The organism is Kangiella aquimarina DSM 16071, from assembly GCF_000374105.1.
In the GTDB taxonomy this organism is placed as follows: Bacteria; Pseudomonadota; Gammaproteobacteria; order Enterobacterales; family Kangiellaceae; genus Kangiella; species Kangiella aquimarina.
Genome location: NZ_KB893651.1, coordinates 412,013 through 432,312, shown reverse-complemented (window position 1 = coordinate 432,312; position 20,300 = coordinate 412,013). Strand labels below are relative to the sequence as shown.

20 protein-coding genes are annotated in these 20,300 nt (G+C 43.5%); 7 read left to right on the top strand and 13 right to left on the bottom strand.

Features of this window, described 5'->3' with window-relative positions:
* Positions 1–85: 85 nt before the first annotated feature.
* Positions 86–505, top strand: coding sequence for a hypothetical protein (locus B158_RS0111365; protein WP_018625504.1), 420 nt, complete (start codon positions 86–88; stop codon positions 503–505).
* 29 nt (positions 506–534) lie between these two features.
* Here B158_RS0111365 and recJ read toward each other — a convergent pair whose 3' ends face one another.
* A complete protein-coding gene (gene recJ / locus B158_RS0111360) occupies positions 535–2,262 on the bottom strand; it encodes a single-stranded-DNA-specific exonuclease RecJ (RefSeq protein WP_018625503.1) in 1,728 nt (575 codons plus the stop codon).
* A 92-nt stretch (positions 2,263–2,354) separates the two neighbouring features.
* Between recJ and B158_RS0111355 the strand changes: the two genes are divergently transcribed.
* On the top strand, positions 2,355–2,723 hold the full coding sequence (locus tag B158_RS0111355) for an Mth938-like domain-containing protein (RefSeq protein ID WP_018625502.1): 369 nt from the start codon (positions 2,355–2,357) through the stop codon (positions 2,721–2,723).
* Positions 2,724–2,820: 97 nt separating this feature from the next.
* Here the strand turns inward: B158_RS0111355 and B158_RS0111350 are convergent, their stop codons facing one another.
* The 7 genes from B158_RS0111350 to ffh form a co-directional block, all read right to left on the bottom strand.
* Complete coding sequence (locus tag B158_RS0111350) at positions 2,821–3,579, bottom strand: thioredoxin fold domain-containing protein (protein WP_018625501.1); 759 nt, start codon at positions 3,577–3,579, stop codon at positions 2,821–2,823.
* 145 nt (positions 3,580–3,724) lie between these two features.
* The gene (gene xerD / locus B158_RS0111345) at positions 3,725–4,612 is read right to left on the bottom strand and encodes a site-specific tyrosine recombinase XerD (RefSeq protein ID WP_026309375.1); all 888 of its coding nucleotides are present in this window, start codon (positions 4,610–4,612) and stop codon (positions 3,725–3,727) included.
* A gap of 104 nt (positions 4,613–4,716) precedes the next feature.
* Positions 4,717–5,073, bottom strand: coding sequence for a 50S ribosomal protein L19 (rplS, locus tag B158_RS0111340; protein WP_018625499.1), 357 nt, complete (start codon positions 5,071–5,073; stop codon positions 4,717–4,719).
* 54 nt (positions 5,074–5,127) lie between these two features.
* Positions 5,128–5,895: a tRNA (guanosine(37)-N1)-methyltransferase TrmD gene (gene trmD / locus B158_RS0111335; protein WP_018625498.1), complete on the bottom strand. Its 768-nt coding sequence runs from the start codon at positions 5,893–5,895 to the stop codon at positions 5,128–5,130.
* 19 nt (positions 5,896–5,914) lie between these two features.
* Positions 5,915–6,436, bottom strand: coding sequence for a ribosome maturation factor RimM (rimM, locus tag B158_RS0111330; protein WP_018625497.1), 522 nt, complete (start codon positions 6,434–6,436; stop codon positions 5,915–5,917).
* 37 nt (positions 6,437–6,473) lie between these two features.
* Entirely contained in the window at positions 6,474–6,719 is a 246-nt protein-coding gene (gene rpsP / locus B158_RS0111325) for a 30S ribosomal protein S16 (protein WP_018625496.1), read from the bottom strand.
* Positions 6,720–7,018: 299 nt separating this feature from the next.
* Entirely contained in the window at positions 7,019–8,419 is a 1,401-nt protein-coding gene (gene ffh, locus B158_RS0111320; RefSeq protein WP_018625495.1) for a signal recognition particle protein, read from the bottom strand.
* 175 nt (positions 8,420–8,594) lie between these two features.
* Between ffh and B158_RS0111315 the strand changes: the two genes are divergently transcribed.
* The 3 genes from B158_RS0111315 to B158_RS0111305 are packed head-to-tail and all read left to right on the top strand — an operon-like array spanning position 8,595 to position 13,178.
* Positions 8,595–9,386 carry a cytochrome C assembly family protein gene (locus B158_RS0111315; RefSeq protein ID WP_018625494.1) on the top strand — a complete coding sequence of 264 codons (792 nt, stop codon included), beginning with the start codon at positions 8,595–8,597 and terminating at the stop codon, positions 9,384–9,386.
* Positions 9,387–9,389: 3 nt separating this feature from the next.
* The gene (locus B158_RS0111310) at positions 9,390–10,670 is read left to right on the top strand and encodes an HlyC/CorC family transporter (RefSeq protein WP_026309374.1); all 1,281 of its coding nucleotides are present in this window, start codon (positions 9,390–9,392) and stop codon (positions 10,668–10,670) included.
* A gap of 15 nt (positions 10,671–10,685) precedes the next feature.
* Entirely contained in the window at positions 10,686–13,178 is a 2,493-nt protein-coding gene (locus B158_RS0111305) for an efflux RND transporter permease subunit (protein ID WP_018625492.1), read from the top strand.
* Positions 13,179–13,239: 61 nt separating this feature from the next.
* On the opposite strand, the gene B158_RS0111300 is transcribed toward B158_RS0111305, so the two are convergent.
* Positions 13,240–13,695, bottom strand: coding sequence for a universal stress protein (locus B158_RS0111300; RefSeq protein WP_018625491.1), 456 nt, complete (start codon positions 13,693–13,695; stop codon positions 13,240–13,242).
* A gap of 134 nt (positions 13,696–13,829) precedes the next feature.
* On the opposite strand from B158_RS0111300, the gene B158_RS0111295 reads away from it, so the two are divergent.
* Entirely contained in the window at positions 13,830–14,252 is a 423-nt protein-coding gene (locus tag B158_RS0111295; protein ID WP_018625490.1) for an Hsp20/alpha crystallin family protein, read from the top strand.
* A gap of 90 nt (positions 14,253–14,342) precedes the next feature.
* Here the strand turns inward: B158_RS0111295 and purT are convergent, their stop codons facing one another.
* From purT to gshA, 4 genes are all read right to left on the bottom strand, one after another.
* On the bottom strand, positions 14,343–15,524 hold the full coding sequence (gene purT / locus B158_RS0111290) for a formate-dependent phosphoribosylglycinamide formyltransferase (protein WP_018625489.1): 1,182 nt from the start codon (positions 15,522–15,524) through the stop codon (positions 14,343–14,345).
* A 129-nt stretch (positions 15,525–15,653) separates the two neighbouring features.
* On the bottom strand, positions 15,654–16,136 hold the full coding sequence (locus B158_RS0111285) for a GNAT family N-acetyltransferase (protein WP_018625488.1): 483 nt from the start codon (positions 16,134–16,136) through the stop codon (positions 15,654–15,656).
* Entirely contained in the window at positions 16,136–17,725 is a 1,590-nt protein-coding gene (putP, locus tag B158_RS0111280; RefSeq protein WP_018625487.1) for a sodium/proline symporter PutP, read from the bottom strand. Before putP ends, B158_RS0111285 begins: the two co-directional genes overlap by 1 nt.
* 43 nt (positions 17,726–17,768) lie before the next feature.
* Positions 17,769–19,337: a glutamate--cysteine ligase gene (gene gshA / locus B158_RS0111275; protein ID WP_018625486.1), complete on the bottom strand. Its 1,569-nt coding sequence runs from the start codon at positions 19,335–19,337 to the stop codon at positions 17,769–17,771.
* 165 nt (positions 19,338–19,502) lie between these two features.
* On the opposite strand from gshA, the gene B158_RS0111270 reads away from it, so the two are divergent.
* Positions 19,503–20,261, top strand: coding sequence for an EAL domain-containing protein (locus B158_RS0111270; protein ID WP_018625485.1), 759 nt, complete (start codon positions 19,503–19,505; stop codon positions 20,259–20,261).
* Positions 20,262–20,300 lie beyond the last annotated feature (39 nt).

Genomic DNA, 20,300 nt, shown 5'->3' with positions numbered 1-20,300 from the left:
ATGGCTTAATTAACAGCAATTACTGGCAAGTTGCCGAAACTTTTGCAACACTCTTATTTATTAAGAGCAGAAACAGGAAGCTGTCATGGTCACAAAATCCTTTATAAAGCTTAGCGTCATCGGCCTCATCCTAAGCGGATCATTATCAGGTTGTAGTACATCTCAACCAGCTGAAATCGATAGCAAACTTACTGCCTGGCAAGGTGCAGAAATTGAAACCTTAATTCAGACCTGGGGTCTGCCAACTGGAGAGCAACAGGTTAATGACCTGACCTACGCTGAATGGAATACCCGCGATATCAAAAACAAGCCATCTATGCGTGTAGGAGTTGGCGGATTTGGTGGTAACTTTTTCGGTAGCATAGGCACAACCTTATTTGGTGGTCGTGAAGAAGTTCATTGTCGAGTACAGGTTGGATATAACCAGGAGGGACGTGTAGTAACAACTAACTGGACAGGCGATCCTGAAGCCTGTGATGCCGCTATCCCTGAGCGCCAGTCGTAATCCCCGAAGCTGTCTGGCTTAATTTCTACTTAAGCCAGACGTTCAAAATACTGAATCAGTAGCTGTAACTCTGGCACATTATAATAATCATTGATATCCGGTTTATAGACTGCCCGAATCTTGCTGGCAGGCTGCGATAACCACTCCTCCACATCTATTCTAAAGGCTATAGCCTGCAGCGCATGATCTTGCTCTGGGCTTCTCAAGGTTAACTTTAAATGGTTCTCACCGACAATCCTGTGATTCAAAACTTCAAACTCACCGTCAAAAGCTGGTTCCGGAAACCCCTGTCCAAAAGGACCAGCAAAGCTAAGCTCCATTGCAGTGTCCAGTGTCAACTCATCAGGGTTCAGCTCGCCATCAGTCTCTATAACGTCCTCAATAGGCTTACCTTTTAACAGGTCGGTAACCGCTTGCTCAAACGCATTCTGAAACGGCTCTAAATTTTCTAGAGCCAGCGACAAACCTGCAGCCATGGCGTGTCCACCAAACTTTTCTATCAACTGCGGATGACGGCTATCCACCAATGCTAGAGCATCTCTTATGTGCACTTCCTTAACCGATCGAGCCGAACCTTTCACGCTGTTATCATCAGCATTGGCAAAAACAATACAGGGCTTGTTCACTCTCTCCTTAATCCGCGAAGCCAACAGACCGACTACTCCCTGATGCCAGTGTGGCTCGTATAAACAAATTGAATGAGCAAACTCTCCACTCTGCCAATCAATGTCATCTAGCTTTGATAGAGCCTCATCCTGCATCTCCTGCTCAACCTGCTGCCTGTCACTGTTAAGACTATGTAGAATCTCTGCAAGTTCAGTCGCTTGAGCTTTATCCTCAGCCAAGAGGCACTCAATGCCAATGGCCATATCATCCAATCGACCAGCAGCATTCAGGCGCGGGCCGACTGCGAAGCCCAGATCCATGGCGGTAACTTTTGCCAGCTGACGTTTAGCTAACTGCAATAATGCATTAATACCAGGACGACTGCGGCCAGCTCTTATCAGACGCAATCCGTTATGAACCAGAAGCCGATTATTAGCATCAAGAGGTACCACATCTGCAACAGTTCCTAATGCAACGATATCCAGATAGTGCGCTAAATTTGGCTCCTCTAAGGACTGACTTTCGAACCAGTTTTCTTCTCTTAATCGAGCTCTCAGCGCCAATAACACATAAAAGACTACACCAACACCTGCCAAGTTTTTACTGGGGAACGCATCGCCTGGCTGGTTCGGATTCACAATCGCATCCGCTTCTGGCAATTCTTCACCTGCTAAATGATGGTCAGTAACCAATACCTTGATTCCATGTTCTCTAGCTGCTTTGACTCCAGCTATACTAGAAATGCCATTATCTACAGTTATTATTAAATCTGGTCGTGACTCTTTGGCAACTTCAACTAACTCAGGGGACAAGCCATAACCAAACTCAAATCTATTTGGTACCAGAAAATCCACATGCTTCGCACCAAAACTGGTTAAAACCAGTTTCGTCAAAGCGCTGCTGGTCGCGCCATCTGCATCGAAATCGCCGACTATCAAAATGCGCCTTTGCTGATGAATAGCCTCAAACAAAAGGTTCACCGCGGCTTCAATTCCTTTCAATTGATGGTATGGCAAAAGTTTCGTTAGGCTGTAATCCAGCTCATCAGGATCTTCAACACCGCGAGAGGCGTATATCCGATTGAGAACCGGACTGGCAGTTAGAGGCTGAACTTCTTGGTTGAGCTGGCGTTGTCGAATGAGTTTCTGCATATTAATTATTAGTTGTTGAGAAATTGACGCTTTGATCAGGCATTCAATGAGTTGCTATTATAGAGACACATCACAACTGATTAAAACCACCTATGGATTTTTCGCAGGACAAGACCAGTGGCCGCTACACCATACGATCCTATCGCAATGGTTCTATTATCATTAATGATGCGACATATCAGGTCCCAATTGTTCTTGACCTTGAGCACATACAGGCCAACGTTTTGCCAGATAATGTCTCAAAGCTGGATAAGCAAACTTTGACTGAGCTTGATATTGCAAGTTACGAAGTCGTTATTCTTGGGACAGGGGCAAAACAGGACTTTCCTTCCTGGGATTTACTGGAAGTAGCTCAGATGATGGGAACACCGCTCGAAGTAATGGCAACCGATGCTGCCTGCCGCACCTATACTATTCTGGCAAGTGATGGCAGGAATGTACTGGCTCTGCTCTACCCCTAAGACATTAAATATAAAACGCTCCCCTATAATGAAAAAAGCCTGCTTTATCAAGAACAATGCAGGCTTTTAGTAGGCTTTCAGCAGGTTTCGAGCTAACTTATTTTTGCTCTTTCTTTAGCTGGTCGAGACGTTGACGCATAATCTCAGCTGGCAAATAACCACCAATTAAGTCACCATTTTCCAGAATAATCCCTGGGGTTCCGCGGATACCGAATTTACGAACCAGACTCATTTGCTCTGCAAATGGCGTTTGACAATTGCCTTCTCGATACTTGCGTTCAATTTTGGCTTCCGTCATAGCTGTCTGCTGATCTTTTGCACACCAAATACCTTTTAGCTTGTCAGCAGAGGAAGAATTTAAACCTGCTCTGGGAAATGCCAGGTATTGGATAGTAATGCCTCGACTTAAATAATCTTCGCGCTCACGATGCATTTTCTGGCAGTAACCACAATCAATATCCGTAAAAACACTTATAACATGCTCTTCATTAGGTGATTTGAATATGACCATATCTTGATCTTTAACTTTGGCCATTTCTCGCTTGCGCATTGGTGATTTCATCTGATCAATCTGACTCATGCGTTCCATGGAGATATTACGAATTTTTTCTTCAGAAATATCGAGCATCTTGCCATCAATCAAATACTTACCATCATTGGAGATGTAATAGAGATCGCCTTGCAATACGAAAGAATAGAGGGAATCAACTTCAGATGGAGACACATGCTCGATAACCGCTCCTGGGAAGCGAGCCTCAAGCATAGCTATGATTTCCTCTTCGCTGAGAGCTTTAGTGGCTGCAGTAGCAAGTGGCATACAAAAGCTAACGATTAAAAGAACAAACAGCTTTTTCATTGAATAAGAACTCCAAGGCGTCAATTAATATTAAGAAGGTTCACCCAAAGATTGCGAGCGCACCATTAGTTTTTTCATTCTAGCGAGCCGAAGACAAGGAATTAAGCCGATTTACAAACTTTTACACCCTAAAATGATAACCTGACTATCCTCGGGGATGGTGTTGGCTATGTAGTTGTTTGAGACGTTCTTTAGCAACATAGGTGTAGATCTGCGTGGTAGATAAGTCACTATGACCAAGCAGCATCTGCAAGGTTCTTAAGTCAGCACCATGGTTGAGTAGGTGCGTAGCAAAAGCATGGCGCAAGGTATGGGGCGACAGGTGTTTTCGAATTCCTGCAGTTTTGGCATAAAACTTTATCCGATGCCAAAAGGTCTGGCGGGTCATTCGCTGACCCCTTGTACTTAAAAATAACCAGTCAGTTACTTTTTCTTTGGATAATTCGGCCCGCCCGTATCGTATGTAGTGTGCTATCGCCTGCAATGCTTCCTCACCTATAGGTACGATACGCTCTTTATTGCCCTTGCCAATCACTCGCATCACACCCTGCTGAAATCCTATTTGATTCATTTCAACAGAAATAAGTTCGGTTATCCTTAAACCACTGCTATAGAGTAATTCCAACATAGCTTTGTCACGTAAACCAAGAGCTGTATCAAGATCAGGCTGACTGAGCAAACTATCAACCTCATCCTCACTCAGTGACTTTGGTACGGGGGGTTGTATTTTAGGGCTTTCAATCTGTTGGGTGGGATCCACTTTAATGTGATTAGACTGTAGCAAATAACGGTAAAATTTACGTGCAGAAGATAAAAACCGAGCTGTCGAGCGACTGCTATATTGCTTGCTATACCGTTCAGCAAGATATTGTTGAATATCCGAGGCGCCAGAGTTAGTTAAAGTTTTGCCCTGTTTCTGTAACCATTGGTTAAATAATTTAAGATCACTACGATAACTGGACAATGTTGCATCAGATAGACCCTGCTCCATCCAGATCTGATCGCAAAACTGTTCTATTATAGATTCGCTCATAGTGCCGTTATCACATTATTTTGTTCTTTAACTGTACCAGAATAGAAAGTTTCAGCCATAAAAAAAGCAGCCACATAGGCTGCTTTTTTATCGAGAAATCGATATTACTTTTTAATATCCAATTTTTCTTTAATACGTGCAGATTTACCTGAACGCTCACGCAAGTAGTAGATTTTCGCTTTACGAACATCACCACGACGTTTAACTTCAATGCTGTCAATCAATGGGCTGTAAGTTTGGAATGTACGCTCAACGCCTACACCTGAAGAAATCTTACGCACTGTGAATGCAGAATTAAGACCGCGGTTACGCTTTGCAATTACAACGCCTTCAAAAGCCTGTAAACGCTCACGGTTACCTTCTTTAACTTTAACCTGAACAATAACAGTATCACCGGCACCAAATGTTGGTACTTCTTTAGTCATTTGCTCAGCTTCTAATTGCTGGATGATGTTACTCATGGCTGTGTGCTCCTCATTCGAGCTCTCGCTCGTTCAAAATTAATCGTTGGAAGACTACTTGCTCAAATTTGCTTCGTATTCTTCAATAAACTCCTGTAAGAGTTTTTGTTGCTCGTCATTCAATTGCATGGCGTCCAACAAATCCTTACGTCTCAACCAGGTTCTCCCCAGAGATTGCTTCAGCCTCCAGCGACGAATGTTATCATGATCGCCACTGAGCAATATGGGCGGGACCTGTTGACCTTCGAAAACCTCAGGTCTTGTATAATGCGGATGATCCAGTAGACCTTCCGCAAAAGAGTCCTCAACTGCAGAGTCTTCATGGCCGAGTACACCCGGTTGCATTCTGACTACTGCATCGATCACAGCCATAGCTGCAATCTCGCCACCACTTAATACAAAGTCACCGAGTGAAATCTCATCATCAATTTCTGATTCAATGATACGTTCATCGATACCTTCATAACGCCCTGCTACTAATAACAGGTTAGGCTTCTCGGCCAATTCCTTAACCACTTGGTGATTAAGTCTGCGTCCCTGTGGCGACAGATATATTTTGTAAACAGGTTGTGATGGTTCCTGCAAACTCATTCGAGTTTCAGCATACCGTATAGCTTCGGTCAGTGGCTGAGTCATCATTAGCATGCCAGGGCCGCCACCATAAGGTCTGTCATCAACGGTTCTATGTTTATCCGTTGTGAAGTCCCTGGGGTTGGTTACCGCAAAGTTCACTTTACCCTGCTTAACCGCCCTGCCAACTACGCCTTGCTCCATCACGCCATCGAACATGGCCGGAAACAAAGAAATCACATGAATGTTCATGCGCTGAACCTCATGTCATTCATGACTGATAGTCTAACTCCCAGTCAACCGTAATCTGCTTAGAGTCCAGATCAACTTTCATCACGCTATACTCAGGCACATAAGGTATTAGCAAATCTTCTTTCGAAGCCGTTTTAACCACTAATACGTCATTAGCACCTGTTTCCATCATCTTTTTGACTGTTCCCAGCTCTTCTCCAGCCATATTGACTACCGTTAATCCGACAAGATCACGCCAGTAATATTCACCTTCCTCAAGCTGAGGCAGTTGAGATTCCTCAATCGCAATCTCAACACCACGATAACTCTCAGCCGTATTTCGGTCATTACAACCTTCAAGCTGAGCCACCACAGTCTTACCCTGTTCACGCCCGTTGATAATTGAAACCTGTTGCCATTGGCCGTCCAGTTTCAAATACCAGGGACTATAATTCAGGATATTCTCCTTTGGGTCGGTATAAGAATAGACTTTTACCCACCCTTTTATGCCAGAAGCTCCGTTTAATTTACCGACAATAAGCGGCTTAAAAGCTTGTGACATAAAAAACCTACTAAATCAGTCTGTTAGGACGATTTAATTAAGCTTTTGCAGCTTGTTTAATTAAAGCAGCAACGCGGTCAGTTGTTTGCGCGCCTTCACCGATCCAGTGTTGAATACGGTCATTATCAAGGCGTAAACGCTCTTCATTACCACGAGCTACTGGGTTGAAGAAGCCAACACGCTCGATGAAACGGCCGTCACGACGTGCACGAACATCAGCAACTACTACATGGTAAAATGGGCGTTTTTTAGAACCACCACGAGCTAAACGAATGGTTACCATATCGTTCAAATCCTCTGTTTTAAGTACAAAACAGCCCTAAAAGCGCCAGAAATCGAGGCTTTTGAAGGCTTTCAAAATTTTAAGAGCGCGAATTTTACATTAAATACACGGCATTTGGAAACGTTTTTACCGAAAAAATCCTTATATTTAGCAATGAATCCAAGGATTTTTTAAATACATGACTACTGGGAGCAAGAGAGCTATTTTTGCTTCTGTAGCGAGGCAAATTACCCCGCGCCTATAGAAGCCTCTAATTCTACTTGAACTTGGACGTATTTACCCAATTATTATCACTACGACTAGCGACCAAAAGGAGGCATCCCACCTGGTCCACCACCCATTCCGCCGCCTGGCGGCATCATACCTTTCATGCCACGCATCATCTTCATCATACCACCGGGTCCTTTAAGCTTTTTCATCATCTTTTGCATCTGATTGAATTGCTTGAGGAGGCGATTCACATCCTGAATTTGAGTACCGGAACCATTGGCAATACGTTTTTTGCGAGAACCCTTGATTAGCTCTGGACGAGCGCGTTCTTTAGGGGTCATGGAGTTAATCATGGCAATCATGCGGTCTGTCATTTTATTGTTCATGGCTTTTTGCTTGGCAGCCTCGGGGATTTGCCCCATGCCAGGCAACTTATCCATCAAACCGGCCATGCCACCCATATTATTCATCTGCAACAGCTGGTCACGGAAATCACCAAGATCAAAGCCTTTGCCTTTCATAATCTTCTTGGCAACTTTTTCCGCTTTCTTCTTATCGACCTTGCGCTCAACTTCTTCAATTAAGCTTAAAACATCACCCATGCCGAGAATTCTTGAAGCAACACGTTCTGGATGGAATGGTTCAAGCTGGTCGATTTTCTCGCCCATACCAATGAACTTGATAGGTTTGCCGGTAATATGACGAATCGATAAGGCCGCACCACCACGTGCATCACCATCGGCTTTAGTTAGAATGACACCCGTTAGAGGTAAAGCATCATTGAAAGCTTTTGCGGTATTAGCCGCATCCTGACCGGTCATGGAGTCAACGACAAAGAGAGTCTCTGTGGGTTCAATCGCAGCATGTAGCGACTTAATCTCTTCCATCATTACCGCATCAATCGCCAAGCGACCAGCGGTATCAATAATAACCACATCAATAAACTGCTTTTTTGCCTCTTTTATGGCGTTATTAGCAATATCGATTGGCTTCTGCTCGGTTGAGCTTGGGAAAAAGGTGGCGCCAACTTCTCCAGCAACGGTTTCCAGCTGTTTAATTGCCGCAGGACGGTACACGTCCGCACTGGCAACCATTACCGATTTCTTTTCACGAGTTTTCAGTAAATGAGCCAGTTTACCGGCACTGGTTGTTTTACCTGCACCTTGCAAACCCGCCATCAAAATAACAACCGGTGGTTTAGCGCTCAGGTTCAAGGCATCATTAGCCTCGCCCATCGCCTTAATTAATTCATCATTTACGATTTTGATGAAAGCTTGGCCTGGGTCAAGCGCCTTACCCACTTCGGCGCCCATGGCACGTTCTTTTACATCGCCAATAAAGGCTTTAACCACAGGCAAAGCAACGTCCGCCTCCAACAAGGCCATGCGCACTTCGCGTAATGTATCCTTAATATTGTCTTCACTGATTTTGCCCTTTCCTTTTAGTGTTTTCAGGGCACCGGAGAGACGATCACTTAAACTGTCAAACATTGTTGCTTATCTCAAATTAATGGCTTTTATAAAATTAGGGGCATTATAACGAAATACAAGCTTCCGTGTTGTAGTATTTGTTGTAGTATTTCTCATAGATAGCGCTTGTTTCAGTGCTATTTTGCTCTAAAATGGCGGTTTAAGAAAATTCCAACAAACAAAAGGCCTTAAGGCAGTGTTAATCGATATAATTACCGGACTTTCTTATCTTGTATTGGCGGTATTTTTTATTCTCCGCCTTAATCACCCGGATAAAGAAGTACCAGAATGGGGAAAATGGCTGCCGCTGGCACCAATCGCACTTCATTTGTACGCACTTTATCTGGCCATTGAAACCGGTGCTGGGCAAAACCTATCTCTGTTCAATACCCTTTCGCTGGTTTCGCTGATCATGGTGTTGCTGATTGCCATTTATCGTTTTAACCATCAAACCCCGCATTTGATGTTATATGCCTGCCTTTTTGCTGGTTTTGTTTCTCTATTAAACATAGCTCCTGAAAAACCAAACATCATAATGCTCAAGGGCAATTCCCTTGCTTTCTGGCATATATGGCTTTCAGTGATTGGTTTCAGCTTACTTCTGATTGCTACTTTCCAAAGTATCCTATTGTTGTTTCTACATAAAAAATTGCGTAGTCGCCCGGCCTCCATCCACCCACTTCTGCCGCCATTGATGCAAATGGAGCAGTTTCTATCGGCATTAGTGCTATCAGGCATTATCAGCCTGGGAGTTGCTCTAATACTAGGCTTTATGCAACCCGATACGGCATTACGAGCTCAATCGCTACACAAAATTGTTCTTTCAGCTCTAGCCTGGTTCAGCTTCTGTACATTTTACCTTGGGTATAAGTTATCCCGTTTAAGTGGTATTCGGTTTGCTCGGCTATGCATTATTGCTTTCGTCATCCTCGCGTTAGGTTACGTTGGCAGTAAACTGGTGCTGGATTATATTCTGCAGCGAGGTTAATTTTTGGAATCTCTGTCGACCAGCACCCTGTTTATCATTCTTGGCCTCCTGATATTCCTGTCTGCATTTTTCTCAAGTTCAGAAACAGGAATGATGTCTCTCAATCGTTATCGATTGAAGCACCGAGCAAAAAATGGCGATCGAAGCGCAAAGCGGGTCTATAAAATGCTCAAGCGTCCGGACAAACTTCTCGGGCTCATATTGCTCGGTAATAATATTGTTAATATTTTGGCTTCGGCCATTGCAACGGTAATTGCTATTCGCTTCTGGGGCGAAGGCGGTATCTTTGCTGCAACCCTGATGTTAACGGTAGTTATTCTGATATTTGCAGAAGTCACTCCGAAAACATTAGCCGCATTATTTCCCGAGCGCATTGCATTTTTTGCAGCACCGATTCTTAAGCCTCTTTCAACATTATTATCCCCAGCAATTAAACTCATTAGCTTTCTGGCAAATGGTTTGCTGCGCCTATTTGGCGTCAATGCTGGAGCCGAAGGAGAAGATCATTTAAGTCAGGAAGAGCTTCGAACAGTCGTGAATGAGGCCGGAGCAATGATACCGCGCCGTCACCAGAAAATGCTATTGAGTATTCTGGATCTGGAAACGGTAACCGTTGATGACATCATGGTGCCGCGCAATGAAATTGCTGGCGTCGATCTGGCCGATGACATGGATTATATTTTAGAACAGATACGAAACAGCATTCACACTAGGCTATTAGTGTTTAAAGAAGAAATCGATCAGGTACAGGGCTTTTTACACGCCCGTAACTTTGGCAGAATTTTAGAGCTTGAAGAGCCTACTATTGATGACATTCTTAACTACCTTGACCCGATTTATTATGTGCCGGAAGGTACACCTTTACATACTCAGCTGATGAAGTTCCAACGCAAGCGCGATCGCGTGGGACTGGTAGTTGATGAATATGGCGATATTGAAGGACTGGTAACTCTTGACGATATTCTGGAAGAAATTGTTGGCGACTTTACCACTGAAATGTCGAACATCAATAAAGAGATTCAAGCGCAGCATGATGGTACTTATCTGGTAGATGGCACCATCACAATTCGTGAGCTCAATCGTGCAATGAAGTGGTACTTACCCACTGATGGCCCGAAAACATTGAATGGCCTAATAACTGAATATCTTGAAACGATCCCTCAGGCTGCCACAGGGTTACGTTTATATGGCTATCCAATGGAAATCCTGCAAGTAAAAGACAACTTAATTAAAACCGTGCGCATCATGCCCAAACTTTACCGCGCTCCAGAAACTGATATCTAAACTTGGAACTCATCCATGACACACAATAAAGAGAATTTCTTTTTCAGGCTATATCAGAAAGTCATTTTAAACCATCCGATAATTGTCCTATCGCTGGTCATCATTCTTTCAGTTATTGCAGCTACCCAGCTCCCTAAGTTTCGCCTTGATGCATCCGGTGAATCATTAACGCTAGAAAATGATAAATCACTCAATTATTACCGTCAGGTCAATGAACGTTACGGCTCAGATGATTTTCTGATTATCACATGGAAACCTAAAGCCGGTTTAATGGATGAGGAATCGCTGGCCTCGTTACAGGATCTGGTGAGTCGTTTACAACAGCTGCCAACTGTTGCCAATATCAATAGTATTCTTAATGTTCCATTATTGGATGGCATCAAACTGGATGCTGAAGCTCTTTCCGCAGAAATTCCAACCCTGATGGATGAAGGTGTTGATAAACAAAAAGCGCTGGAGGAGTTTACCAGCAGTCCACTCTATACAAATCTGCTGGTTGGCGACAATGGCGAAACCAGCGCCATACAGGTCAATTTTGAGCGAGATGAACGTTACTTTTCATTGCTTGATGCTCGCGATGAACTACGTCAGAAGCGTAGCCAGCAGAAACTGACTGATGAAGAAACAAAGCGACTGAAGCAGCTGGAAGATGAATTCGATGCCTACAGTAAAGAAGTATCAGAGCGCACCAGCCAAATCATAGCAGATGTCAGATTGATAATGGATGATTACCGAGATGTTGCCGAGCTATATCTTGGTGGCATTTCAATGATCACCAATGACATGTTGGATTTTATTCAGCATGATATTACGGTATTTGGTATTGGCATCCTACTATTCATCATGCTTGCCTTATTTGTATTCTTCGGCAAAGTGCGTTGGGTCTTGATACCGTTATTTTCCTGCCTGGTCACAGTGCTGGTTTTGGCGGGACTGTTGAGTTATCTCGATTGGCGAATAACCGTCATATCCTCAAACTTCCCTTCTATACTTTTGATTACTGTATTGGCGCTAAATGTCCACCTGGTAGTCTTTTATCGGGACTTTATTTCCGACAACCCTGACAGCTCGCAGATGGAACGCTTAAAGGCCACCATTAAGACCATGTACTGGCCTTGTCTATATACCGCTTTAACTACCATCGTTGCATTTATATCACTGCTCATTAGTGGCATTCGACCAGTAATCGACTTTGGCTGGATTATGACTATTGGTCTGGTGCTGGGTTTCGTTATTACCTTTATTGTGTTCCCAAGCTTTATCCAGCTTCTAAGTACTGAAAAGCATCAAAGTGGCTCAAGCATTACTTACAAAATTACGCACTGGATTTACAACATCAGCGTAAAATTCAAACCAGCTATTTTCACTTTAGCGGTACTGCTTGTACTGTTCAGTGGCTACGGTATTTCTCAACTCAAGGTCGAAAACCGCTTTATTGATTACTTTAAGCCGTCCACTGAAATTTATCAGGGCATGACAGTAATCGATCAGGAGCTGGGTGGTACGACTCCTTTGGATATTGTCATTGATGCAGATCCAAATGAAGAATCGCTATTTGCGGATGATGAATTTGAAGATGAGTTTGGTGATGAGTTTGATAGTTCTACTTATGACCCCGGCTACTGGTATACTCGCAGCAAGCTAGAAACTCTGGAACAAATTCATGACTACATCGATAGTCTCGAGGTAACGGGTAAAGTTCAGTCGTTGGCAACTACAACTAAAGTTCTAAAGGAGATGAATGAAGGGGAGTATCCTGATGAATTGACCCTGTCTCTGGTCCACAAGGAAATGCCTGACGATGTTCGAGCAACTCTTTTAGATCCATACCTTTCAGAGGACGGCGATCAAACCCGAATCAATATCCGTGTAGAGGAAACAAACCCGGAGCTCAAGCGCTCTGATCTTATCGCAAACATTAATGACTTTATCGCTAATGAAACAAACGTAAAGCAGGAGCATGTTCACTTTACGGGTATGATGGTGCTCTACAACAACATGCTGCAAAGCTTATTTGACTCTCAGATAATGACCATAGGTGTTGTTTATCTGGCTATTTTACTAATGTTCCTAGTGTTATTCCGCTCATTTGTTCTAGCTATTCTTGCCACCATTCCGAACGCCCTGTCGGCAGCGTTGGTACTAGGAATTATGGGTTGGATGGGCGTACCCATGGACATGATGACGATTACCATTGCAGCGATTGTAATAGGAATTGCGGTGGATAATTCGATTCACTATGTACACCGCTTTAAAAATGAATTCAAAAAAGACAATGATTATCTGGCAACTATGGAACGCTGTCATGGCAGTATTGGTAAGGCCATATACTACACAGGTGTAACCATTATTGTAGGCTTTGCGATTCTGGCACTGTCTGAATTCATTCCGTCTATCTATTTTGGTCTTCTAACAGGTTTTGCAATGGCAGTGGCTTTATTCCTGAACCTAACCCTGCTTCCGCTGATGCTGGTTACAGTAAAACCTCTTAAAGCTAATAAGGCCTAGTAAATAGAAATACTACACAAAAAAGGAGCTCATCGAGCTCCTTTTTTGTGGACTATCAAGTCTAATCTTTGGGTTTTCGCATTTGAACACACAATACATCACAGGGCGAACCATGTAAGACACCATTGGCGGTTGAGCCCAGCAATAGCTCCCAACCATGCTGTCCGTGGGTTCCTATTACGATAACATCGCAGTTTCTCTCTTCTGCATACTTCTTAATTTCACGAGACGGTTTACCAACCTTAATGTGGCAATGGTCGTCGGCAACACCATACTTCTTTGCAAATTCATTAATACGTTTTGTTTTAGCTTTTATTGCTTCTTGTTCGATATCATCAGTATTGACGATAACGGCCCCAAAAGGTGCACCCGCCCAAAGGCCGGCTTCAATGGGTTCAGCGACATGAATCAGATGAAGATCTCCACCTTCGGCAAGGATATTTTTTGCTTTTTGAATGATGGCCTCGCCTTCTTTACGAAGATCCAATGCCACTAACACTTGTTGGTATGAACCCATAACTCTCTCCTTTGTCTAACAACTGTCTTATTTATACCCTATTCCAACCTTACAGTATTTTGATCCAGATCAAAATGGGGTGAGGTTGATAGATTTAGTCTAGCATAGCAATGTACATAATTTGGAGGTGTATTATGCAACTATCAAAGTGGAAACCTTTCTCAAACATTGAATCTTTCATGAACTTCCCCGTTTCCGGACTATTTGACGAAATGTCCAATGGCTTCGGCAACGAATGGCGTCCAGCTGTAGACTTTATTGAAAAATCTGACGAGTTTCTGGTGAAGGCGGAGCTTCCTGAAGTTAAGAAAGAAGACGTTAAAATTAATATCGAAAACAATATCTTAAGCGTTCAGGGGGAACGCCGTTACGAGGAAAAGGATGAAAAGCAGCATAGATTAGAACGATTTTATGGTAGCTTCACTCGTAGCTTTACCCTGCCTGACAATGTTGACACTGATCAATGCAAAGCCGAGTTTAAAGATGGCATGTTAAACATTCACTTGCCGAAAAAAGCTGGTAGTGAAAAGCCTAAAAAATCAATACAAATTAATTAAGGCTAAGTAGGTAGGTAGTTAACTTAACTCTCTTGGGTTTTGCTTATTCGAGCAACGACACTTAGACCCAAGAGAGTTTCTTTTAGATACTTAGAGTTTAATGGTCACTTTTGCAGCACTGTTACGAGCTTTTGCTCTAGCCTGTTCAACAGAATCAGCTTTTGCTAAAGCAACGCCCATACGGCGTTTACCACTCACTTCTGGTTTACCAAATAAGCGCAACTGAGTATCAGCTTCAAAGATAGCCTTATCCAGATTCCCAAACTCAACTTGCTGCGACTCACCTTCAACCAGGATCACTGCAGAGGCAGAAGGTCCCTGTTGACGTATGGCTGGAATAGGCAATCCCAGAATGGCTCGGGCATGTAATGCAAACTCTGATAAATCCTGTGATATTAGAGTAACCAAGCCTGTGTCATGTGGTCGCGGTGATACTTCACTGAAAATCGCTTTATCGCCTTTGATAAATATCTCGACCCCAAAAATTCCATAACCACCCAGGTCATCGGTCACCGCTTTAGCCATATGTTCAGCTTCAGCCAATGCTTTATCTGACATTGGTTGCGGCTGCCATGACTCGCGGTAGTCACCATCCTCCTGGATATGGCCAATAGGAGCACAAAACTGAGTACCATTGACCGAACGAACCGTCAGCAAAGTGATTTCATAATCAAAATCGACAAAGCCCTCAACAATGACACGACCTTCACCAGTTCGCCCACCAGCCTGTGAATATTTCCATGCAGCATCAATTTGCTCTTCAGTTTTAACCGTAGACTGTCCTTTGCCAGAACTGCTCATTACCGGCTTGATAACAAACGGTAAGCCAATCTCTTCAACAGCCTGCTTATACTCATCATAGGTATCAGCAAAGCGATAAGGCGACGTTTCCAAACCAAGCACTTCTGCTGCTAGCCGGCGGATACCTTCGCGATCCATTGTTAGCCGAGTGGCGCGCGCAGTTGGGATAACGGTAAACCCTTCTTTTTCCACTTCCAGCAAAGTCTCTGTAGCAATCGCTTCAATTTCAGGCACAATCAAATCCGGCTGTTCTTCGACAATAACACGCTTTAACGCATCACCATTTAGCATATTAATAACATGACTGCGGTGAGCAACCTGCATCGCCGGCGCATTGGCATAACGATCAACAGCGATCACTTCAACCCCAAAGCGCTGTAACTCGATAACCACTTCTTTACCTAGTTCACCAGAACCAAGCATCATCACTTTCTTAGCCGTTTTCGATAACGGAGTGCCGATCTTTGACATAACAAATTCCAACAGAATACTGATTTAAAAATTTAAGTGCCGATAGAGTAGCAATTGGGCTGGATTCAGGCAATAAATAGTGCCCATAAAAAAAGCCTCACATAGAGGCTTTTTTAAGAAGTCACTTGCCTAGAGCTTAGCAAAATCATCTAACGCATCACCGGTCAAACGGAACACTGTCCATTCGTCCATAGGTTTTGCACCAATACTTTTATAGAAGTCAATTGCCGGCTGATTCCAATCCAGAACAGACCAGTCAACACGGGCACAATCTTTTTCAACGGCAATTTTGGCTAACTTCTGCAGCAAGCCATAACCGATTTTTTTACCACGAAACTCAGGTTTTACATAGAGGTCTTCGAGGTAAATTCCGTACTTACCCAAAAAGGTTGAGTAGTTAAAAAAGTAAAGTGCGAATCCTGCCGGCTGTCCTTCATATTCTGCTATGAGGCAGTGTGCTCTAGCATCGCTAGCAAATACGGTCTGCTCAATATCAGAAACTGTAGCCACTACTTCATGAGATAACTTCTCATAATCAGCAAGCTCTTTGATGAAACCAAGAATAAGCGGCGCGTCTGCACGCACCGCTTCTCTAATTACGAAATGACTCATTAGCTTTTATACTTCTTAAACTCGTTGCGATACCAGTCAAACTGGTTATAGGTTGTTTCAGCAACTTGAGTCAGTTTGCTGACAACCACAATCGCAATACTGGAAAGGATAAAGCCAGGTAGCATTTCATACAGCTTGAATATTGCAATATCAGTGTTGTTACCTAACCAGTCCCAAACCAGAACAGTTACGGCACCTGTAACGATACCCGCTAAAGCACCATGACGAGTCATGCGCTGCCACAATAACGAGAAGATAATGATTGGTCCGAATGAAGCACCGAATCCAGCCCAGGCCTGACCAACTAGATCTAACACGCTGTCACGCTCAAAGATAGCGACGGTAATACCGATACCAGCAACCAGAATCACTACAAAACGGTTAACCCACACTAGCTCCTTCTCTGAGGCATTAGGACGCATATAAGGTTTATAAACGTCTTCGGTCACAGAGCTTGAAACCGCCAACAATTGCGAGTCAATGGTACTCATAACCGCAGCAAGAATTGCCGCCAGTAAGAAGCCTGCAAGCCACGGATTAAAAAGTGCCTGGGTCAGCAATAGGAAGACTTTCTCACTTCCTCGTTCCGTATTGAGTACCGCCACATCTTCCGCGGTTAATAAGACATAGGCTTTAGCATTGAAGTCACCGCCGAAGAAAGCGATACCGGCGAAACCGATGAATACAGCACCTAACACACAGATAATCATCCAGCTCATACCAATGCGACGCGCTTGCGGCACGGTATTCACACTTTTTACAGCCATAAAGCGAGCAAGAATATGCGGCTGACCGAAGTAACCTAGACCCCAGGCTGCAAGCGACAAAAATCCAATCCACTTAAAGGCGTTATTTTCATCAAAGAAACCTTGGGTAAAGCTCACCGCTTCAGGCTTGATTTCACGTGTTGCTTCAACGATACCGCTTAAGCCGTTGTACTCGACCAATAACACAATAGGAGCGACAATAAGTGCAGTCATGATAATTAGTCCCTGGAAAAAATCAGTCCAGGAAACTGCAAGGAAACCACCAAGGAAGGTATAAGAAATAATAACGATGGAGCTGACCAATAGCGCAGTGTTGTAATCATAGCCAAAGCTTGATTCAAACAGCTTACTACCAGCAACAAGACCTGAACCGATGTAATAGCCAAAGAAAACAATCATGACTAAAACAGCTACGATACGTAACGCTTTGCCTGCATCGTGGAATCGCCCGGCGAAATAATCAGGCAATGTCAAAGCATTGTCCGCAATTTCTGTGTATGCACGCAGACGGCCAGCAATGAATTTCCAGTTAAGATAAGCACCTATAATCAGGAAAAGTGCTAACCATGAGTTAGACAAACCAGTGAAATAAATCGCACCTGGTAAGCCCATCAAAATCCAGCCGCTCATATCCGATGCGCCGGCACTCAATGCGGTTACCGCACCACCAAGGCCACGGCCGCCCAGCATATAGTCACTGGAATCGTTGGTACGCTTATAAGCCCAGATACCAATGGCAATCATAAACACCAGATAGATCATAAAGGCGATCTCAACTGGCCCTACGGTCATCCCCAAAAAATCGAACTTGGTATAGTTCATAACACCTCACTAGGTTAAATTAATTTGTCCAGGGTTCATTCCCCTAGGCGAAATATTGCTTGAGATATTCTTCAAAAGACAAGGAGTCGCTCTCCTCAATCTGCTTTTGCTTCTCAATTGACTGAGCCGCTTCACGCTCGAACAGAGCCTCAACCTCTGGGTTGATGTGCTCAGAAAGAAATTGCTGACGCGTTTTCTTAGAAAGGTCCATTGTGTAACCAAAATACCCTTTCCCATACGCCAACATATTATTGAGAAACTGACCCGACAACGTCTTATCTGGATCTTTTGCCATCTCTATCGCCTCAGCGAGAGCCTGAGTATAGGCCTTAGTCTGATTACTCTTATCGAGCAATACTGCAACTGGGCGCATTTCCTCAAAGATAGCCAATGCTGCCTCTTGTAATGGTACTGCTCGATTAAATTTCAACAGTCCTAGGTCAGGCTTTCGGCCGTAATACACCGTACGACGGAAGTTTTCGTCGTTTTCAGCATTCTCACGATCCGATTGATTACAGCTCTCCTGAAACAGACAGAAGAGCAAAAAGACGTCCAAAAAGTCAATTTGTGACTGACTTATACCAACTGGGTCGAAAGGATTCAAGTCAAGTGAGCGAACTTCCACATACTGAACCCCTCCTCTTTTCAGCGCCTGAGTCGGTCTTTCCCCTGAATTAATGACCCTTTTTGGACGGATTTTTGCGTAGTATTCATTCTCAATCTGCAACAAGTTAGCATTCAGCTGGCGGTATTCTCCATCCACCTTAACACCAAGCTCTTCATAGAACTCATCTTTAGTTCGAATGGCACGTTCCAGCTCACCCACATACTCATCTAAGTCATTGTGGCGTATGGAAAATTTAGACTGAGCATTGTTTTGGTAACCAAGATCACTCATGCGCAAAGAAGTCGCATATTTGCCGTACAAACTGCCATCTCCATTATCTTCCAGCAGTGACCCACCCTTGCCTTTCGTGAAAGAGCGACAAATAGCTGGCGATGCGCCAAACAAATATGGGAGTAACCAGCAATAACGCAGATAATTACGAATTAAGCCTAAATACTGAGTAGATATAAAATCTTTTAAATTACCGCTATCTTTCCTGAACTGTTGATATTTTGTCCAGAAATCCTCTGGAAGCGAGAAGTTGTAATGCACGCCAGAAATAACCTGCATATAACGCCCATAGCGATAACCCAGACCTCGGCGATAGATATGCTTCATCATGCCAACGTTGGAAGTACCATAATTCGCCAAAGGGACATCATCTTCTTTAGTCAAAATACAGGGCATGCTACCAATCCACAGAATTTCATCATCCATGTGCTGATAGATAAACTGATGAATATCGTGCAACCACTGGCGCGGTTTGAGGCGCTCATTACTAACCGGAGTAATCAGCTCAGGAAGAGCCTCAGAATAATCTGTGGTAATAAATTCATTAGTCAGGGCTGAGCCCCAGGACTTGGGATGAGGTTTAGTTGATAGGTATCCATCCTCCGTGACACGCAAGCTCTCTTTTTCAATGCCACGGTTCAAACGAGTCAAACAATCCGCCAACTCGCCTTCCACAAACGCCAAAGCGTCACGATCCAGTTTCGGGTCACGCATATAATAGATTCAGTGTGAATTGAGCAGCCAATACTATGCCACAGGGCTAAGTCATTATAAAGTTTACAATAAATAATCTTGTCAGTAGTATGGAAAGCCAGACTGGCGAGGAGCCAGCACTTAGATTTAAACGAACTAAGAAACAGAATCTTTAAGGAAGGCACTATGAGTAAAAGCCTGGATAACAACTTCGGATGCTCTCGCTGCAATGACAAAGAAGCGTTAGGGTTTGATATCTCAATGGCTTTCCAACCGATCATTAACACCGCCAGCCAAACAGTATTCGCCCACGAAGCACTCGTCAGAGGCACTAATGCTGAGTCAGCTCATGAAGTATTTAAGAACGTTAATGCGGACAATCTCTATCCCTTCGATCAAACCTGTAGAACAAAAGCCATAGAGCTTGCTTCAAAGCTAAATTTTGATCAGAAACTAAGTATCAACTTCATGCCCAACGCCATTTATCAGCCGGAGTTATGTTTGCGCACAACATTAGCCGCAGCAGAAAAATATAATTTCCCAATTGATAAAATCATATTTGAAATTACCGAGGGCGAAAAAGTAGATGATCTGGAGCATCTAAAAAATATTGTTACTTACTATAAATCCAGAGGTTTTCTAACAGCAATTGACGACTTTGGTGCTGGCTATGCGGGACTGACTCTTATTAGTGAAATCCAAACCGATATTGTTAAGTTAGACATGGCTCTCATTAGAAATATCAACAATCACAAAAGCAAACAAGCCATCGTTAAAGGTATTTTAACCGTCTGCAAAGATCTGGGTTCAGAAGTCATAGCTGAAGGAATCGAAACCTACGAAGAATGGGCCACACTCAGAGACTTTGGTGTTGAGCTTTTCCAGGGATACTACTTTGCAAAGCCACAATTTGAGGGCGTTGCGCAGATAAATTTTCCGAAATAAGCTTAAAATTTACAAACCACTTTAAAATAAAACAACAAG

What these genes read in the sequence shown, in the direction of transcription:
- B158_RS0111365 (WP_018625504.1), top strand. Translation starts at nt 86, where the DNA reads ATGGTCACAAAATCCTTTATAAAGCTTAGCGTCATCGGCCTCATCCTA.
- recJ (WP_018625503.1), bottom strand. Translation starts at nt 2,262, where the DNA reads ATGCAGAAACTCATTCGACAACGCCAGCTCAACCAAGAAGTTCAGCCT.
- B158_RS0111355 (WP_018625502.1), top strand. Translation starts at nt 2,355, where the DNA reads ATGGATTTTTCGCAGGACAAGACCAGTGGCCGCTACACCATACGATCC.
- B158_RS0111350 (WP_018625501.1), bottom strand. Translation starts at nt 3,579, where the DNA reads ATGAAAAAGCTGTTTGTTCTTTTAATCGTTAGCTTTTGTATGCCACTT.
- xerD (WP_026309375.1), bottom strand. Translation starts at nt 4,612, where the DNA reads ATGAGCGAATCTATAATAGAACAGTTTTGCGATCAGATCTGGATGGAG.
- rplS (WP_018625499.1), bottom strand. Translation starts at nt 5,073, where the DNA reads ATGAGTAACATCATCCAGCAATTAGAAGCTGAGCAAATGACTAAAGAA.
- trmD (WP_018625498.1), bottom strand. Translation starts at nt 5,895, where the DNA reads ATGAACATTCATGTGATTTCTTTGTTTCCGGCCATGTTCGATGGCGTG.
- rimM (WP_018625497.1), bottom strand. Translation starts at nt 6,436, where the DNA reads ATGTCACAAGCTTTTAAGCCGCTTATTGTCGGTAAATTAAACGGAGCT.
- rpsP (WP_018625496.1), bottom strand. Translation starts at nt 6,719, where the DNA reads ATGGTAACCATTCGTTTAGCTCGTGGTGGTTCTAAAAAACGCCCATTT.
- ffh (WP_018625495.1), bottom strand. Translation starts at nt 8,419, where the DNA reads ATGTTTGACAGTTTAAGTGATCGTCTCTCCGGTGCCCTGAAAACACTA.
- B158_RS0111305 (WP_018625492.1), top strand. Translation starts at nt 10,686, where the DNA reads ATGACACACAATAAAGAGAATTTCTTTTTCAGGCTATATCAGAAAGTC.
- B158_RS0111300 (WP_018625491.1), bottom strand. Translation starts at nt 13,695, where the DNA reads ATGGGTTCATACCAACAAGTGTTAGTGGCATTGGATCTTCGTAAAGAA.
- B158_RS0111295 (WP_018625490.1), top strand. Translation starts at nt 13,830, where the DNA reads ATGCAACTATCAAAGTGGAAACCTTTCTCAAACATTGAATCTTTCATG.
- purT (WP_018625489.1), bottom strand. Translation starts at nt 15,524, where the DNA reads ATGTCAAAGATCGGCACTCCGTTATCGAAAACGGCTAAGAAAGTGATG.
- B158_RS0111285 (WP_018625488.1), bottom strand. Translation starts at nt 16,136, where the DNA reads ATGAGTCATTTCGTAATTAGAGAAGCGGTGCGTGCAGACGCGCCGCTT.
- putP (WP_018625487.1), bottom strand. Translation starts at nt 17,725, where the DNA reads ATGAACTATACCAAGTTCGATTTTTTGGGGATGACCGTAGGGCCAGTT.
- gshA (WP_018625486.1), bottom strand. Translation starts at nt 19,337, where the DNA reads ATGCGTGACCCGAAACTGGATCGTGACGCTTTGGCGTTTGTGGAAGGC.
- B158_RS0111270 (WP_018625485.1), top strand. Translation starts at nt 19,503, where the DNA reads ATGAGTAAAAGCCTGGATAACAACTTCGGATGCTCTCGCTGCAATGAC.